This window comes from Paenibacillus sp. B46(2026) (assembly GCF_056786355.1).
This window is the reverse complement of sequence record NZ_CM165907.1, coordinates 4,823,912-4,840,558: the sequence shown is the minus strand read 5'-3', so window position 1 is coordinate 4,840,558 and position 16,647 is coordinate 4,823,912. Positions and strand designations below refer to the sequence as shown.

The 16,647-nt window shown below is 45.5% G+C and carries 16 protein-coding genes; 10 read left to right on the top strand and 6 right to left on the bottom strand.

All coding sequences use genetic code 11. The features are described from left to right. The first annotated feature begins 73 nt into the window (after nt 1–73). Nucleotides 74–1,528: a glycoside hydrolase family 68 protein gene (locus tag AC1S8V_RS21675; RefSeq protein ID WP_482070702.1), complete on the top strand. Its 1,455-nt coding sequence runs from the start codon at nt 74–76 to the stop codon at nt 1,526–1,528. Nucleotides 1,529–1,608: 80 nt separating this feature from the next. Continuing rightward, nucleotides 1,609–3,165: a glycoside hydrolase family 32 protein gene (locus tag AC1S8V_RS21670; RefSeq protein ID WP_482070701.1), complete on the top strand. Its 1,557-nt coding sequence runs from the start codon at nt 1,609–1,611 to the stop codon at nt 3,163–3,165. Here the strand turns inward: AC1S8V_RS21670 and AC1S8V_RS21665 are convergent. Continuing rightward, the gene (locus tag AC1S8V_RS21665; protein ID WP_482070700.1) at nt 3,162–4,040 is read right to left on the bottom strand and encodes a LysR family transcriptional regulator; all 879 of its coding nucleotides are present in this window, start codon (nt 4,038–4,040) and stop codon (nt 3,162–3,164) included. The two genes, AC1S8V_RS21670 and AC1S8V_RS21665, sit on opposite strands and share 4 nt — an antisense overlap. Before the next feature lie 137 nt (nt 4,041–4,177). On the opposite strand from AC1S8V_RS21665, the gene AC1S8V_RS21660 reads away from it, so the two are divergent. Further along, nucleotides 4,178–4,717 carry a YbhB/YbcL family Raf kinase inhibitor-like protein gene (locus AC1S8V_RS21660; RefSeq protein WP_482070699.1) on the top strand — a complete coding sequence of 180 codons (540 nt, stop codon included), beginning with the start codon at nt 4,178–4,180 and terminating at the stop codon, nt 4,715–4,717. 328 nt (nt 4,718–5,045) lie between these two features. On the opposite strand, the gene adhP is transcribed toward AC1S8V_RS21660, so the two are convergent. Further along, nucleotides 5,046–6,062: an alcohol dehydrogenase AdhP gene (gene adhP / locus AC1S8V_RS21655; RefSeq protein ID WP_482070698.1), complete on the bottom strand. Its 1,017-nt coding sequence runs from the start codon at nt 6,060–6,062 to the stop codon at nt 5,046–5,048. A 459-nt stretch (nt 6,063–6,521) separates the two neighbouring features. Continuing rightward, nucleotides 6,522–7,556, bottom strand: a complete 1,035-nt coding sequence (locus tag AC1S8V_RS21650) for a phosphotransferase (protein WP_482070697.1) — start codon at nt 7,554–7,556, stop codon at nt 6,522–6,524. A 336-nt stretch (nt 7,557–7,892) separates the two neighbouring features. On the opposite strand from AC1S8V_RS21650, the gene AC1S8V_RS21645 reads away from it, so the two are divergent. The 4 genes from AC1S8V_RS21645 (at nt 7,893) to AC1S8V_RS21630 (ending at nt 10,195) form a co-directional block, all read left to right on the top strand. Continuing rightward, entirely contained in the window at nt 7,893–8,030 is a 138-nt protein-coding gene (locus AC1S8V_RS21645) for a hypothetical protein (protein WP_482070696.1), read from the top strand. Nucleotides 8,031–8,635: 605 nt separating this feature from the next. After that, nucleotides 8,636–9,283 (top strand): TetR/AcrR family transcriptional regulator, encoded by a 648-nt coding sequence (locus tag AC1S8V_RS21640; RefSeq protein WP_482070695.1) that lies wholly within the window; start codon nt 8,636–8,638, stop codon nt 9,281–9,283. A 71-nt stretch (nt 9,284–9,354) separates the two neighbouring features. Then, nucleotides 9,355–9,825, top strand: coding sequence for an HXXEE domain-containing protein (locus AC1S8V_RS21635; RefSeq protein ID WP_482070694.1), 471 nt, complete (start codon nt 9,355–9,357; stop codon nt 9,823–9,825). Nucleotides 9,826–9,841: 16 nt separating this feature from the next. After that, nucleotides 9,842–10,195 (top strand): DoxX family protein, encoded by a 354-nt coding sequence (locus AC1S8V_RS21630; RefSeq protein ID WP_482070693.1) that lies wholly within the window; start codon nt 9,842–9,844, stop codon nt 10,193–10,195. Between the two features lie 296 nt (nt 10,196–10,491). On the opposite strand, the gene AC1S8V_RS21625 is transcribed toward AC1S8V_RS21630, so the two are convergent. Beyond that, complete coding sequence (locus tag AC1S8V_RS21625; protein WP_482070692.1) at nt 10,492–11,337, bottom strand: sulfurtransferase; 846 nt, start codon at nt 11,335–11,337, stop codon at nt 10,492–10,494. A 63-nt stretch (nt 11,338–11,400) separates the two neighbouring features. Further along, on the bottom strand, nt 11,401–12,345 hold the full coding sequence (locus tag AC1S8V_RS21620; RefSeq protein ID WP_482070691.1) for a DMT family transporter: 945 nt from the start codon (nt 12,343–12,345) through the stop codon (nt 11,401–11,403). 222 nt (nt 12,346–12,567) lie between these two features. Here AC1S8V_RS21620 and AC1S8V_RS21615 point away from each other — a divergent pair, with 222 nt between their 5' ends. The 3 genes from AC1S8V_RS21615 (at nt 12,568) to AC1S8V_RS21605 (ending at nt 15,200) form a co-directional block, all read left to right on the top strand. Beyond that, nucleotides 12,568–13,476, top strand: a complete 909-nt coding sequence (locus tag AC1S8V_RS21615) for a polysaccharide deacetylase family protein (RefSeq protein ID WP_482070690.1) — start codon at nt 12,568–12,570, stop codon at nt 13,474–13,476. A 37-nt stretch (nt 13,477–13,513) separates the two neighbouring features. Further along, complete coding sequence (locus tag AC1S8V_RS21610; RefSeq protein ID WP_482070689.1) at nt 13,514–14,167, top strand: YkyA family protein; 654 nt, start codon at nt 13,514–13,516, stop codon at nt 14,165–14,167. Nucleotides 14,168–14,309: 142 nt separating this feature from the next. Next, nucleotides 14,310–15,200: a bromodomain-containing protein gene (locus AC1S8V_RS21605; RefSeq protein WP_482070688.1), complete on the top strand. Its 891-nt coding sequence runs from the start codon at nt 14,310–14,312 to the stop codon at nt 15,198–15,200. A 252-nt stretch (nt 15,201–15,452) separates the two neighbouring features. On the opposite strand, the gene AC1S8V_RS21600 is transcribed toward AC1S8V_RS21605, so the two are convergent. Next, nucleotides 15,453–16,625, bottom strand: a complete 1,173-nt coding sequence (locus AC1S8V_RS21600) for a mannitol-1-phosphate 5-dehydrogenase (RefSeq protein WP_482070687.1) — start codon at nt 16,623–16,625, stop codon at nt 15,453–15,455. Between the last annotated feature and the right edge of the window lie 22 nt (nt 16,626–16,647).

The following is a 16,647-nucleotide window of genomic DNA, read 5'->3' as shown; positions in this document are numbered from 1 at the left end:
ACCATACCCTAGCGATTTTTAGGTCTTTTTCTGTTTTTCGGAAAAAAAATTGACAAGAGAGAGGGAAAAATCAATGAATATCCAGAAGCTTGTGAGAAGAGTGACCGCAGTAACGTTTGCAACAGCACTATTGGCAGGTGGGGGTGTTTCGGCTTTAGCCAAAGAAAAGAAGTCTGACTACAAAGAGAGTTATGGTATCTCGCATATTACACGTGCAGACGCCCTGAAAATCCCTGAGAAACAAATTAAAGAACAATTCAAGATTCCTCAGTTTGACGCTTCTGATATCCAAAATATCCCTTCCGCAAAAGGATATGATGAAAATGGTAACGTCATCGACATGGATGTGTGGGATACCTGGCCGCTGCAGAATGCGGATGGTACTGTAGCAGACTATCATGGTTATCAAATCGTCTTTGGTTTGGCGGGTGACCCGGATCGGGGATGGGACACATTCATCTATATGTTTTACAAAAAAGCAGGAGACACATCCATTGATGCCTGGAAAAATGCAGGCAGAGTGTTCAAAAACACCGACAAGGACGTCCCGAATGATCCAATTCTGAATCACCAGGCAGAGGAATGGTCCGGCTCTTCTACACTGACTGCTGATGGTCATATTCGTCTGTTCTACACCAATCGTCATGGCTGGGACCCGGCCAATGGATTTTATGGCAAGCAAACCCTGACGACTGCTCAGATTAATGTCTCCGAACTTCCAGAGGACACGCTCAAGGTGGACGGTGTTGAAGATTTCAAGTCGATCTTTGATGGTGACGGAAAAATGTATCAAACAGTCGATCAGGCTTTCAGCGGGGGGGATTTTTCCGACAATCATACGTTGAGAGATCCTCACTATGTGGAAGATAATGGTCGTAAATACCTTGTTTTCGAAGCCAATACGGGAACAGAAATGGGCTATCAGGGCGAGGATGCATTCAATAACAGAGCCTTCTACGAGGGAAGCAAGAAGTTCTTCCAGGCCGAGAGGGAGAAATTGCTGCAAAGCCCTAATAGGAAGCTGGCCTCCCTGGCCAATGGCGCTCTGGGGATCATTGAATTGAATGACGACTATACCTTAAAACAAGTGATGAAGCCGCTGATTGCATCGAATACAGTAACAGATGAAATTGAACGCGCAAATATTTTTAAGTTGAATGGAAAATGGTATTTGTTCACGGATACAAGAGGAGCCAAAATGTTTGTGGATGGCATTGATGACGAAGATATCTACATGCTGGGCTATGTATCTGATTCTCTGACAGGACCTTACAAGCCGTTGAATGGTACTGGACTTGTATTGCATCAAGATCTGGACCCTAAGGATGTAACCTGGACTTATGCACATTTTGCTATTCCGCAGGTTCAAGGCAATAACGTAGTGATCACCAGTTATATGACCAACCGAGGAATGTTTGAAGATCATCGTTCTACCTTCGCACCAAGTTTCTTGGTGAATATCAAAGGGTCCAAAACATCCGTAGTGAAGAACAGCATTCTGGCACAAGGACAATTGACAGTGGAATAAACAAATTCCACAGAAAGTCTGAAGAAAGAAAATGTCGATATCTATTGGCATTTTCTTTTTTCATAAACGAGGTATCTGTGATGAATAACAAAATCAGAAAGAAAATGGTCATATGGTTTGCTGTCTGTGGTGTGACCACGCTCGCTTTCACTGTCATTCCGACCCTGAGCCACAGCGGATGGCCTACAGAGGATACGGGAATAGCCTCTCCCAGGGCGAGTCTGAGAGCTAGCTTTCATTTTACAACGCCAGACAAGTGGAAGAACGATCCCCAAAGGCCGATATATCTGGACGGGAAATACCACTACTATTATCTGTATAACGGTGATTACCCCACAGGCAATGGTACGGAATGGCGGCATGCAACATCGGTCGATCTGGTTCATTGGAAGGATGAAGGCGTAGCAATTCCCAAATACACGAACCGGAACGGTGATCCATGGTCAGGCTCCCTGGTTGTGGATGCGTCAGGTACAGCCGGTTTTGGAAAAGGGGCGCTTGTTGCCATTATGACACAGCCTTCTGGGAGCAGTGGACAGCAGGAACAATTCTTATGGTACAGCACCAATCAAGGGAAAACGTTTAAGCCTTATGGAGATCGACCGGTGTTAAAGAATCCGGGACAAAAGGATTTCAGAGACCCTAAAATCATCTGGGATGACCGATCCCGAAAATGGGTTATGGCTCTGGCTGAAGGAACGAAGATTGGATTCTACGAATCGGCTGATTTGAAAAATTGGCGATATACCGGCGGCTTCTTCACGGAAAACGTGGGTTTGGTGGAATGTCCTGATCTATTTCTGATGCGGGCAGATAATGGAACCTATAAATGGGTGCTCGGCGTAAGCGCCAATGGCAGGTCCTCAGGACAACCCAACACCTACGCTTACTGGACCGGAAGCTTTAATGGCACAGAATTTGTTCCCGACCTTCATGAACCACAATGGCTGGACTATGGCTTTGACTGGTATGGAGGAGTTACATTTGAAGATGGGGCAAGCAGTGACAAAACCGGTCACCGCTACGCATTCGCCTGGATGAATAACTGGAACTATGCCAACAATACGCCGACACTGCAGGAAGGTTACAACGGCATGGATTCGATTGTTCGTGAAATTAAACTTATTGTATCCAAAACGGGCCAGTATCGACTGATCTCAAGACCGATTGAGTCTCTGGAACAGGCGGTAGTCTCGGAGATGGCGTTCAAGCCATTTACAGTAAATGGAGCCCGCTCGCTTATTGTAAAGGGGAATTCATATTATATGGAGGCCGATATATCGTGGACTCAGGTCAATAACATTGGACTAAGGCTTCGCGAATCTGATGACCAGAGCCGGCATGTGGATGCAGGTGTTAATGTAAAAGATGGTTATGTATATGTGAACCGGACACATACGGGGAACCCTGATCGCAGTGGGCGGGACTTGGAGAGTCGGGCGGCGTTTGCTCCTGAGAAGAACAAGGTTCATCTCAAGATTCTGGTAGACAAGACCAGTATCGAGGTCTTCGTTGATGATGGCTCATTGGTGTTATCCAATATCATTTTTCCAAAATGGAATGACCGCGGAATCACACTATATGCTGAAGGGGGGACGGCAGTATTTAGCAACCTGCAGATTAAATATTTTGATTAATTGGCGGCCTCCTTTACTTTACGAATAAACGTTCTACCGGCTTGCCCCAGGAACTTGTCAGCCCGATACACGATGCCAATATCTCGTGTGGGTGTAGGCTCAACCAAATTGATTATATGATAGAATCGGTCATCCCAGGTCTGCAAAAGAGGCTTGGGTAAAACGGTCCCGCCAACATTATTTTTCACCAATCGCATCAATGAAATCATGGCTGACGTTTCGATAATGGGGTTTAAATCAAAGCCTTGATCTTCACAATAGGAATCTACCAACTTGCGGCAATGATGATGATCAGGAAACATCACGAGACTCAAATCTTTAAGTTCCTTCAAGTATAGTTGTGAGCGTCCCGCCAATTCACTGCTTTTCGATACGGCTACTGAAAATGGTTCTGTATATAAAGGCAAATGGACAAGCCTGTTGTCTTCGATAACAGGAACTGTAGTAATGCCGATATCGATGTTTCCCTCCAGCACCTCCTCGACAATTCGATTGGAATCCTGAATCAGGAGCTGGATATTCGGAAACTCTTGATGGAATTCAATCATGGCTGGTGTCAAAAGTTCATCCACATCACACGGTAGTACTCCCAAGACTAATTTTCCTCGTTGCAGCGTGCGCAAGTCGTTAATCGCATCATAAGCATAGTTCAGGTTTCTGAAAATTTGATTGCACTGTTCATAAAGAATCTGTCCTGCTTCTGTTACTGCAATTCGCTTGCCCATCCGATCAAACAGGGGAGTCCCGATCTCATCCTCTAACGCTTTGATTTGCTGACTTAACGTTGGCTGTGCAATGTTTAGCAGTTCCGCTGCTTTCGTGAAATGCAACTGTTCGCAAACAGTTTTAAAAGCCTCCAGGTGCCTCAGTTCCATTTTTGTCTCTCCAATCATTCGAAATCACAATGATTATAATTCGAACTATCTATTTTTACAATGGTTTAATGTTTGATATACTTCGAAGCAGGAACGGCCGTCCCTAAATACAAGCCCATATAACCTGGAGGTTCAAAATGAAAAACGAGCAAAATAATCCGTTTGCAAGATTGCCTGAAGTAGCCAGCTTTAATATGACAAGTTCGGATATCTCTGAAAATAATGTATTATCCACTCCACAGCTTTCCGGAAAATTTGGGGTAGAAGGCGGACAAGATATTTCACCTGAATTGAGATGGTCCGGCGCCCCGGTAGGGACAAAAAGTTACGCAGTTACGGTGTATGACCCCGATGCTCCAACGGGATCAGGATTTTGGCACTGGTCTGTCTATAATATCCCCGCTAACGTGACAGCATTGGCAACTGGAGCAGGAAGTGAGGAGGGCACTGGTTTGCCTAATGGAGCTATTCAATTGAAAAACGACGCCTCGTTTACAGGTTTCATTGGTGCTGCACCACCCGTTGGAGATGGACCGCATCGTTACTTTTTTATCGTTCATGCTTTGGATGTTGAGGATATAGGTATTACGGCTGATGCAACACCCGCTTTTCTAGGCTTTAACATGCTTACTCATACTTTAGGCAGAGCAGTGATCATGGCAACGTTTGAAAGATGATCATCGTCATCGTAAAATAAATCCGAGAAGTATTACTCCACATCGTTTCATACCAAGTCGCTATTTTAGCGGCTTAGTATGCATGGAGGGAGGAAAGCGACATGTGAGGCCAGTAGATACATTGAAGGATCATACGAACAAGCGCTCTGGCTACTTGGGAATTTGAAACAGTTTATGAAATGTGTACGAAGGCTCTGACTGTAGGGTAACAGGACAAAAAAACAGACTATGATTTATAATCATAGCCTGTCAGCGTTCAGGACATTGGGGTTAACCTAAAGCTTCAACTGGTCCCCGGGTTACAATCGGATCTGACATTCTGGTCGCATTACTTCGTAAAATCAATGACCATGCGTCCCTGGATTTTGCCTTGTTCCATCTCCTTGAAGATGTGGTTAATGTCTTCAAGCGGACGTTTGCTTACGATGGGAACGACTTTTCCTTCTGCGGCAAACTGGAAAGCCTCCTTCAAGTCTTCCCGCGTGCCAACCAAGGAGCCGATGACTTGTATGCCGTCGAGAACGAGGCGTGGAATATCAAGATCCATCTTGTCCGTCGGAAGTCCCACCGCGACGACCCGAGCGCCTGCTTTTACAACATCGATGGCTTGATTAAAAGGCGTTTTCGCAACAGCGGTAACTACGGTTGCATCCAGTCCATACCCGTTTGTTAACTCTTTGGCTCTGGAGACCGGATCGTCCTTCAAGCTGTTAACCACATGGTCGGCACCGACCTTCAGCGCCAATTCCAGTTTGTCTTCACTGATGTCAAAGGCTATGACTTTGGCATTGAACACATGTTTTGCATACTGCACAGCCAGGTTACCCAAACCACCGATGCCGAAAATACCGATCCACTGCCCTGGTTGGATATTGCTTACTTTTACCGCTTTATAGGTGGTAACCCCGGCGCAAGTTACGCTGGTTGCAGCAGCAGGATCGAGATTATCCGGTACCTTTACCGCATAATCGGCCGTAACGATGCATTGTTCCGCCATTGCGCCATCTACCGTGTAACCTGCATTCTTGACCACACGGCACAGCGTTTCCCGCCCGGTCAAGCAATACTCGCAGTGACCGCAGCTTTCGAACAACCAGGCAATGCTGACTCGATCGCCGATGCTTAGGCTGGTTACCCCTTCCCCTAATTGAATGACTTTTCCAACGCCTTCATGACCGAGAACCCTGCCCGTAACGTCACCAAAATCCGCATTTTTTACATGTAAGTCCGTGTGGCACACTCCGCAATATTCAGTTTGAACGAGAGCTTCGCGATGTTTCAGGGGGCGCAGTTGTTTTTCCTCTACACTGACCCTCTTGTCCTTTGTCACAACTGCAGCTTTCATTTGGAAATCTCCTTTGATTAACAATCTGCCGTTTTTTGTACTTGGGCGAAAGTATTCCACTCCCCATATGATTTGAATTTGGTTTTGAAAATATGCAAGAATTTGCCCATAAGCTAGAAGCTGAACGGGCGAAGAAGTGGAAATGCAGCCTGACACAATGTGCTGGGCTTTTGTGTATTTATGCTGTCTTATCCGTAGTAAAAGAATGCTTCTTTCCGAGTCCGTATAGGATGTGGGCTTCTTTGCATTTATTCCTCTCCGGTAGCCACCGGGTTCTCCTCATAGACTGATCCAGTCATTTCCGCTTTTTCGCACCTTTTCATGTTTGCAGCCACTGGGAGTTGGTACATCCAACCTAGCCATTCATCTGCCTGTGAATCTCGCTAGCAGATTTAGCACCGCTGTATCGATGGAATATCTCCAGTGTGAATGGCTTGAATAACGCTCACTGCAAGTTTTTCATCTTCGTAAATAAATTCCATGCTCAAATCTCCTTCCAGGCTTATATTCATATTCATGTTTATGGTCAAGCATCTGAACTGCGCATCTGGCATGATACTCCGCGAGGCCTCTAGCGAATTGCTGATCCGGGAATTGTCTGTGAAGCAGTTTCAATCCTCCTGATATCAAGGACAAATGATGGCAAAATCGATAAAATGTCATCCGCTCCGGGTCGAGATCGTTATTTTCTAAGTAGTGATACAAGTCTCCAAATCGAAACTCCAGAAAACTATGCTCATATTCGAGATCGAAGAATCCTGCGCCCTCAATATCAATAAGGCATGGTTGCATAGCATGATCTATCCATATATGATCTGGACCTAACTCTCCATGAATGAAACTATAGAGATCTCTGGGTTGAATTGCTGCTTCCAATTCGTAAAGTTTCTCAAGCAGCCTTTCGTCATTTTTCCTGATATCTGTCATGTGCTTGGATGCATAGGATAAGGCTGTTTCGGCATCCAACCGCTGAACTTGGTAGCAAGGCCCAGCCTTTTTTCTGATATTGTTGGCGTTTCCATAAACGTTTCTTTGGATTCCATGCATATTAGACAACATATCCCTGATCCGTTGAAACAATTCAGCCTGATCTTTGTGATGTTTATGCTGGAAATAGGCTTCGGCTTTCTGTCCATCCACATACTCAACAAGAGCAAAATCATAAGAGTTCCGGTCTCTATCGTTATTCAGATCATACAAGGTTGGTGTTCGAATTCCATGTTGAGCGAGAAAGCGAGTGTTCAAAGAGAAAAGTTCGCTGCCATAGGAACTGTGGAAAGTGGGGTCATTCAAGATCTCTTCCTGAAAATAGTTGCTGGAAATATCCCAAACGTACAGCATACAAGTGAAACCATTCGTGCAGTCAATTTTGTAAATGACTTTTTGTGCACCGCCATGAATTCTTGCGCTCTGCGTTATGAGGTAACTGGCACCAAATACATTGTGCACATAATCCTGTAATTCTTCACGAGTAAGATGGTTGTTGGAAATCATCGATTTATGCTCCGTTTCAACTGTATTTTGCCGGCCAGCAACCTAAATATATAGAACATTTTTCCAAAAGTATAGACTGTTTCTTTTCGATCTGTTAAAGTGTTGATTAAGGTCTGTATATTAATATGTATATCAAAGCAAGGGGCAGGGTACTCACGCTAGCGAGTAACCCGGCCCCTATTTTTTTGCATGCAAGTTGACTCTCTGTTGACATTAAGTAAGACACTGAGATTATATTGTAAAGTAACTTCTCCGTTTACATCTAGTCAGATCTGACTTACGGATTACTTTATAATTGATTGAAAGGCACTTCATTCGGAAAGGAGACATCATTCTTTGAACTATTATTTTCTGGAATCTCAATATCCACGTAGAGGGTTTATTAGTGGCGGAACAACCTTCACTCCCACATTAGATATGAATTATTTGGCGATAGAGAATCCGTTGCCAGAGGGGACAACAGCCTCCACGTAAGATCGTCAAAGTTGTATCTCGAATCTGCCTTCATGAAGAGCGAATTGGCGAGCATGAATTTTTTATGCTGGATTATATAAATATCTTCAACCCCATTGTTTCAACAGATTTTTACGAAGTATGCCGAAAACATAAGCTGAATCTGAACGTTACAGAAGTCGGAAATGTAAGCATCTAAAATTCTACATAAATATAATGAAAGCACAAAGAAGCCCACGTTTGACGTGGGCTCTTAGTCTTTATTTTTCCCCCGTAGCCACCGGATTCTCCTCATAACTGATCCAGTCGCTCCAGCTGTCGATTCTACCCTGAAAATGTTTTCAACTGCGAGTTCTCGCCTGTATACAAAATCGGCCACTCGTTGGCTTCATTGGCTTAAGACCATGGATGATGGCGGCTTGGTGCTCAAGGCGCTGCCATGAAGGACCGTAGTGTAGCATAGCAGAGCCATCAGAGAAGTGCAGACTCGCGCAAGATTTTGTGCGCGGAGAGCGAGACCTCGCCCCGCAAGAGTAGGAGCGACGAAAAACGCCATGTAGACACCCTTACAACGACCAGTGAAAAGTTCCTTCGTCATTCAGAAAAGTGATTGTTGACCTATTTATTTGCCAGAAATTGTTGACAGTTCAATTTGTTTTGCTATAATTTGTTTGAACGTTCATACAAAGGTGATGGTAAACATTAAAGAGAAAATTGGAGCTACCCAAGGTAAAATTGTTGATGCTGCTTATCAGGTATTAGCTGAGCAGGGCTTTGAGAAGACATCTATGAAAGAGATTGCCAAGAAGGCAGGTATATCGCAAGGGCTGATCAATTATTATTTTCCTAGCAAAGAGGATTTAATGTTTGAAGTGTTTCGTCTGGAGAGCGCCAGATACATTGAAGAAATGCAAAAAATTTCAGGAATACCGGTAAATGAAAGCTTTCTGCGCCTTGCGTTATCCGTTCCCAAAAACATGGTGAACGCGTACCCCGATTGGCATCGTCTTCGCTTTGAGCTATTTGCAATTGGCCTGAGAAGCGAAGCAGGTCGTATGGAAATCCGAAAAAGCCTTGAAGCTGGCAGGAACCAAGTGATGCAGACGATGAGCATGCTGCCGATAAAAGAGGACATTAATAAAAAGGCGCTGGCATCGATTATTAATGTAACGATTGATGGTCTGGCTCTTGAACAAATGGCTGACCCCAATTTCGATATCGACGCTGCCTACAATACTTTAGCTGAGCTGTTAGAGACATATCTATCGAAATAATCAAATTTTTTTCGCTCAAATTTGATTGAACGTTCAAACAATACGGTATGAATCTTTACGAGGAGTGAATAATGATGGTTCTTGATTTGCACATTATTTTTTGGTTGCCTTATGTTGCTTTACTGTTCCACACCATTGAAGAGCTTCCCTGTTTTTCCACATGGACAACACGTCACTTTGCTCCGATGTCGACTTACAAACATGCCCTGATTCAAACAGTTATCATTCTCTTGGTCCTGCTTATCTCGTATCAATCCTCTCTGGTCGGTTACCACGGCAATTGGGTTGTCCTGGCAGCAGCTGTTCAATTGCATATTGGTTTGAATGCACTATTCCATGTGGTAACAACCATTCATTTTCGGGAATATTCGCCGGGATTGCTAACGGCAATCACCCTGTCGATTCCGTCCAGTATATTTTTTTTCTTTCGTATATGCGCAGACAATAGATTAACTATTCTAGAGCTGATCTGCTCACTAATTTTGGGCACATTGATTGCAGCTATAGCTATTGGCACTTTGTTTATTGGTAAAAAAAAATAATGAGGAGATGGTAAAAATGACAATCATAACAACGCTGTTACAGTCCATTCTTATTGTAATATTCCTGCTCTCAGGCATTGGTAAAATATATGGTTTGCCAATGCATGTAGAAAACTTTAAAAAGCTGCTGCTGCCTCAATGGTTTCGAGTAGTAACAGGTATCGTGCAGGTAATCGGGACGGCTGGGTTAATAGCAGGCTTCTTGAACATGAAGTGGGCCGCAATGGCCGGCCTATGGCTAACATTCACTATGATAGGAGCCATTATTGCTCATGTACGTGTCAAGGATACTTTTAAGCAAACAGTACCAGCTATTGTCCTTGTTTGTCTCTTGGGTCTGCTATTAAGTCAGGTTGGAAACATATTCTGACTTGATGGCGATTGTTTGCAGCTACAAGCGTAGTTTCTCTATTTACTGATCGATTTTCACATGTGGCACCATCTCAAGCAAGCCGTTCTATGTGCTTGTCCTATTATGGAATAGTTTATCAGATGAAAGAGTACTGAATTTCTCTGATTCGACCTTATTTTAAAGTGATTGTTGAATCCATGTTGATTAAACTCTGAAACGATTCTTGTTGTTGAGTTAACCTTGTCCCGAGCATAACAAAAACAAGTACACCGCCACATGAGCGATGTACTTCGGATCACATACTGCTATGTCGATTACACCTTTTCTTCGTCCCCGACGGCTATCGGGTTATCTTGCCAAGTAATCCAGTCGCTCCAGCTCCCGGAATACAACTTCACATTTGAGAAACCCGCTTCTTCCAGCGCAATCACGTTCGGGCAAGCCGAGACGCCGGAGCCACAATACACAATAATCGCTCCATCCTTGTCCAGCTTCTCGAAACGTTCTTCTAACACCTCAGCACCTGTCCAACGTCCATCCCAATCCAACACGTCTTTCCAAAAGTAGTTCAACGCACCTGGAATATGTCCTGCCTTGGTATCAATGGGTTCTTCCAGCCCCGCATAGCGGCGAGCATCGCGAGAGTCGATTAACACGGAGCTGCCACTTGCCGAGGCTTGTTGCACATCCTGCACACTTGCAAGCATCTGTGGCTGTACGTTCACTTCAAAGGAAGACGGGATCTGAACGGGCACATCCGTAGTCACCGGGAACTTGGCGTTTTTCCAAGCGGAGAAACCTTCGTCCATGATATACACCTGTTCATGACCGATGTAGCGAAGCAGCCACCATAGCCGAGATGCATTCATCCCGCCTTGATCGTCATAAGCAACAATACGATTATTGGAGCCGATGCCAGCTTTGGAGAGACGACTTGCGAGCACAGCCGGATCAGGGAGCGGGTGACGTCCTCCGTGCGCAGACACAGGAGAAGACAGATCTTTTTCCAAATCGAGATAGACAGCCCCTGGAATATGTCCAGCTTCATAGGCTTGTCTTCCAGCCTCCGGCTGACCTAGCAAGAATCGGCAATCTGCAATGACCACATCCGGTTCATACATTCTGGCGAGCAGCCAGCGCATGGATACAATATTTTTCATGAAAATACACCGCCTTATGAGAGTGGTAGAGTCGTTTATAACTATGCATTACGTAAGGATACGTTATACCGTTGTAGGTTCAATAGGCCCTTTTCCCGTAACAGAAGCTTCTACTGATGCCATTTGAGGTTTGGTTTTGCCATATCGAATGAAGATCCATACCCCGAATATAATGACGACCCCGGCAGACATCTGTAATGCACTGAGGGATTCGCCGAGCAGCATCCAGGCCAGCAAAGAGGAGAATACGGGTTCCCCAAGTACACCCATCGATACCGTCGTGGCATTCATATATTGAAGCAGCCAGTTGAAGAGATAATGTCCAAAGATCGTTGGCACAATGGCGAGCAGCAGGAAGATTCCCCACTCCGAAGCGGCGTAACCCCCAAAAGGATGGCCCATGATCAGATTATATACCGCCAGCGTACAAGCAGCGACAAAGAATACCCAGAAGTTATACGAAAATGCACTAAGCCCCGCTCGCAAAAATTGACCCAGCAGCATATGGACAGCGACCGCGATTGTGCCAAGCAAAGACAGGATATCACCTTGCAGTGCAGTACCTGCCAACTGGAAATCTCCTGCACCAATGACGATCGATCCAAGCAGGGCGATGCCCATGCCGATGATCATCATGCGGTTAATTTTGGCTTTGAACAGCCATACCGAACCCGCGAGAATCAATATAGGCTCCAGCGCGAGAATGACGGTGGAACTGGCAACACTGGTCAGTCGCAGCGAACCCATCCAGAGCAGAAAATGAAGGGCCAGCATCACACCGGATGCAAGCAGCAAGCCCCACTGCCGTAAGCTCAGACGCATCATCTCGTGTCTGTATTTCCATACAAAAGGGAGCATCAGCAGATTGGTCAGAAATAGACGGTACATGGCAATGACCGCAACGTCTGCGGTAGACCAGCGTACAAAGATCGAAGAAAAAGAAATGGCGATAATGCCGACAAAGAATAACAGATAGATGGATCTGCCGGCACGGTTCAAGCTTGTCATGGGTGTGGCTCCTTCTTGAAGTCTGATGGCGTAAATCACTTCATTATACAGGAGAAGGGAACCGCAGGAAAGATAAAGAGAACGAAGAGATAAGTAGATTGTAACCGGGCTTGTAACTATTCTGTCATTCTCCCGATCCATTTTTCTATTAATCTTCTATATAGAGACATGAAACGAGATAATATACCAATAATCGGGAAAAAATGAAAGTAAGGAAGTGGCATGACAGTGAGAGTCCAACAAGAGAGAGCGGGAGAACGTGGCAGTATTCCGCCTAGCACAAGTCGCACGAAAACACATAAACGAAGAAAAATCCGGTATGGAAGGGTGAGCATAGCTCTAATGCTCCTGGTACTGTTCGTTACCGGTATTACATATGTATTCCTTGGAATGACGCACTGGATCAAAAGCGTTGTTGCGCCGCCTCCGATGACTGTAATCGAACAGCCCGCCAAGCTCGGCATGATACAAGTTACTCCGGATGCGAAAGAGGAACCAGTAAGGTTCCAGGGTCAGGTTCGCAAATTGGCATACATAACGTTCGATGATGGGCCAAATGAATATACGGAACAATTGCTGGATATTCTGAAGCAGCATGAGGCGAAGGCTACCTTTTTCATGATCGGACGTCAGTTGAATCAACATCCAGAAGCTGTGAAACGGCTGTTAAAAGAAGGAAGTTATCCTGGACTCCACAGCATGACGCATAACTATAAAAAGCTGTATAAGAGCGGCAGTTCTGCAAACTTTGTGAAAGAGTTCAAGAAAGAGCAGAAGATGGTGCAGGACCTGATTGGTTTTACGCCTCATCTTATTCGTGCACCTTATGGCAGCAGTCCACAGATCGGTGAAACGTTCAGAGGTGACATTGCGGCGGCCGGGTTCAAAATGTGGGACTGGACGACAGATTCACTTGATTGGAATCTTCCTGGTCAGCCGGATAAGATTGTGGCCCGCGTGAGCAAAAGTGTACATCGGGACAAGGAAGTGATTCTGATGCATGAGCGGGAGCAGACGGTTCAGGCTTTGCCACGCATTCTGAAGCTGCTCGAAGATCGGGGTTACGAGTTCGAAGTATACGATCCGGATGCACACTGGGTAGCGAATTTTAGCGGAGATAGCCGCTTGTAATATAACAACAAGATGATGCAAGAGAGGAAGAACTTGGGTGCTAACGAGTAAAAAAGTGGCGCTTGCGGCAGTCAGCGTATTGCTAATTCTGCTGGCAAGTGGTTGTGGAGAGCCGCAGGAGCCTGCGGCAAATCAGGTGAACCAATTGGTACTCAGCGGACAGGAGATTGATCAGAGTTTGAAGACTCTGGCCAGTCATGAGCAGGAAGACATGAAGTTATACAAGTCCATTTTAGACAAAGGCAAGGACAAAAACAGTGAACTCGAGGCACTGCTGGATCAGGCGGAAAATCATATTCATGAACGAAGAACGTTGTTGAAGCAGGCCGAAGGGGTCATGAAACAGACCAGCGAGCAGACGTTAGCTCTGCGCAGTTCACTGAAAGACCTATCATTTGAAAACGAGGAAATATTGGCCCAGGCTGAGAAGGTGCTGGATCAATATGAAGCAAGAGCACGTGCTTTTGACAATTTCGTAGCTTCATATCAGCTGTGTCTGAATGCCGATGAGCAGTTATATGGCCTGATGAGAGAAAATGTGGAACCTAATCTGGTTAAGATCAAGCGAGCCATTCGAGTACGGAATAGTGAATATGCGCAGCTTGCTGAATTCCGAAAGCAATTCAACCTGCAGACCAAAGCATTTAACGGAGCCAATGCGAAACTGGTACAGATGGATCAGGCCAGTTAGGTAGAGGACTACCGTAATCGTTCTGACATTTTGCATGATTGAGCTGCCTTTCTCCCGTGTAAGTACTAGTATACAGCCAAGCCAATGGATGAGAAGCAACATGGACAAGCATCATTGCGTATAAGCTAACGGAGGTGTTCATATGCGAAAAGGAAATACAATGAAAGTTAGTACATCACTACTGGTTTTACTTATGGGATTCTCGCTTGTGGCCTGTGGGAACAGTAGTCCTGCTGCACAACCACCTGTCAATAATACGGAAGAACAGACACCAGCACCGGAGCAAAAGCCGGATGAACATGCTGCAATAGGAGCGGAAGGTATTCTCACCGGATGGGCTGATCCGCACACCATCGAGATTCGAGTGAATGAAAAACCGATGTCTTTCCAGGTGGGCGAAGATCTGCAGAAGTCACTGGATGATATCGATGACGAAGATTCCGTGCGTTTCAAATATGTAGAGAAAACCATTGATGCAACAACGAAACAGTTGGTACTTACAGAGATTGCAAAGATTGAATCAAATGATGACAACAACGGTTCTGGTGCAGGTGGTACTGTAACGTCCGATCGCCCGAAGACGTCCGAGCTGGAAGTAACGGTAGAAGGAATGACCGAGAAGCGCCCAGTGACATTGGCACAAGCAAAAGGTTATTCACTTTATATCTTTGAACCGATGGCTTTTGACGCGGAAGATCATGAATTAACAATGAAGATTGATCCGGCTTATGAGGTGGAGATTGAGAAGTTGCCTGCGGACTTCAATCTGGATATGCTGAAGATGGATGCCAAGGAAGAGTTGTCCGAGACCGGAGAAGTGAAGCAGTTAACGACTGAACAACTCAGCAACGGCCCGATGAAGGATGCCAGATTGTACATGATGTCCCAGAATGATAAGAAAACAGAGTATTTTATTGTCAAAGAACTGGATGGTAATGGTTTCATTTTCCACATTCAAGCACCCATTGGTGAACCTTCTGAAGGTTTCCTGCCGATGGCATATGCATCCCTCAATTCCATCATGAATGAGTAGTAGAAAATGGATGAGCCACGCGGTTAAGCCGAACAGCTAAGTAAACTAAAACAATCAATAAAACAGCGTGTTTTCCCTGAGAGAGGAGATACGCTGTTTTTATTGAAGTTGCTTTACTATAGAATGTACGTACCATGCCGTGCAAAGACAAAGAGCCGGAAGGAGCGATGCTGATGCATAGGTTCCTCCCGGCTTCTTGGCCGTGCTTCTATTCAGTTTGCGGGATCGAACCAATATCCCTAATAGGTATAATCAGGTTAATATAGTCGATTCCTTGCGCCCTCTGAGTTCCTGATAGCGGGCGATTACATTCTGATGAACGGGATGTTCGTCGGGAATTCCCATGCGTTCACGTATGAAGGCAGAGACGCCATCTTCGCGAATCATGTGTTGTAACTTGATGGCTTCCTCGTCATGTTTGTCATTGAACAGCATTGCGGCCGCCATAGCAGAAGTTAAATGAGGAATTTCAATTCCGAATTCACTGGCCTGCAGCGCTGGGCGAACAAGCCGATCATGAGGCGAAAGCTTGCGAAGGGGGGAACGTCCGACCCGGGTAACCTGATCCGTCAGGTTAGGATTGGCGAAGCGCTCCAGTATGGTATCGATATATTTGTTATGCTTCTGTGCGTTGAATCCGTGCTTCTGGATGAGCATCTGACCCGTCTCTTCCATAACATGGCGGACCTTGGCCCGAAGGGTGGAGTGACTCATGACCTGTCTGATCGTCTTGAATCCTTCGAGATAGCCGAAGTATGCGGCGACACAGTGGCCTGTATTGACCGTAAACATTTTACGCTCAATATAAGGTTCAAGGGAATCCACATAATGGACACCATCAATTTCCTTGTAACCATCCAGAAAGGCAGGACGATGAACGACCCATTCATAAAAAGGTTCAACAGTGACCTGCAGCGGGTCCTTGTGGTTTTGAGCCGGAACAATCCGGTCCACGGCTGCATTGGGGAAAGAAACATAACGTTCGGCTTTTTTGCGAGTTTGTTCATCCAGGAATGGATAGATGCGTTTCTTCAGCCGGGTGCTGCCACCGATGGCATTCTCGCAAGCGATAATATGCAGTGGAGCCTGATTATTGGTTTTCATGCGAAGTTGAATGCCTTTGGCGATCGGCTCTGCGATATCTCCGAGTGCAGATACACCCACGGCGGTTGTGATCAGATCGGCTGAAGCGATCTCTTCAGCAACACGATTCTGCTCACTCACATTGATAGCCGTCACATTGTTGACAATCGTTGTATCCTGATCCCTATTTGCCAAGGTAATCGGGTATTCCTGTCTCTGTTGAAGCATGGAGATTTTCTTCGGGTTACGTGTGACAAAGCAGACTTCATAGTCGGAAGCGGACAACATATGACCGATAAAACCGCGGCCTATATTGCCCGCACCAAAATGTACAGCTTTCATGTGTGAACTCCCCCTTTAAGGA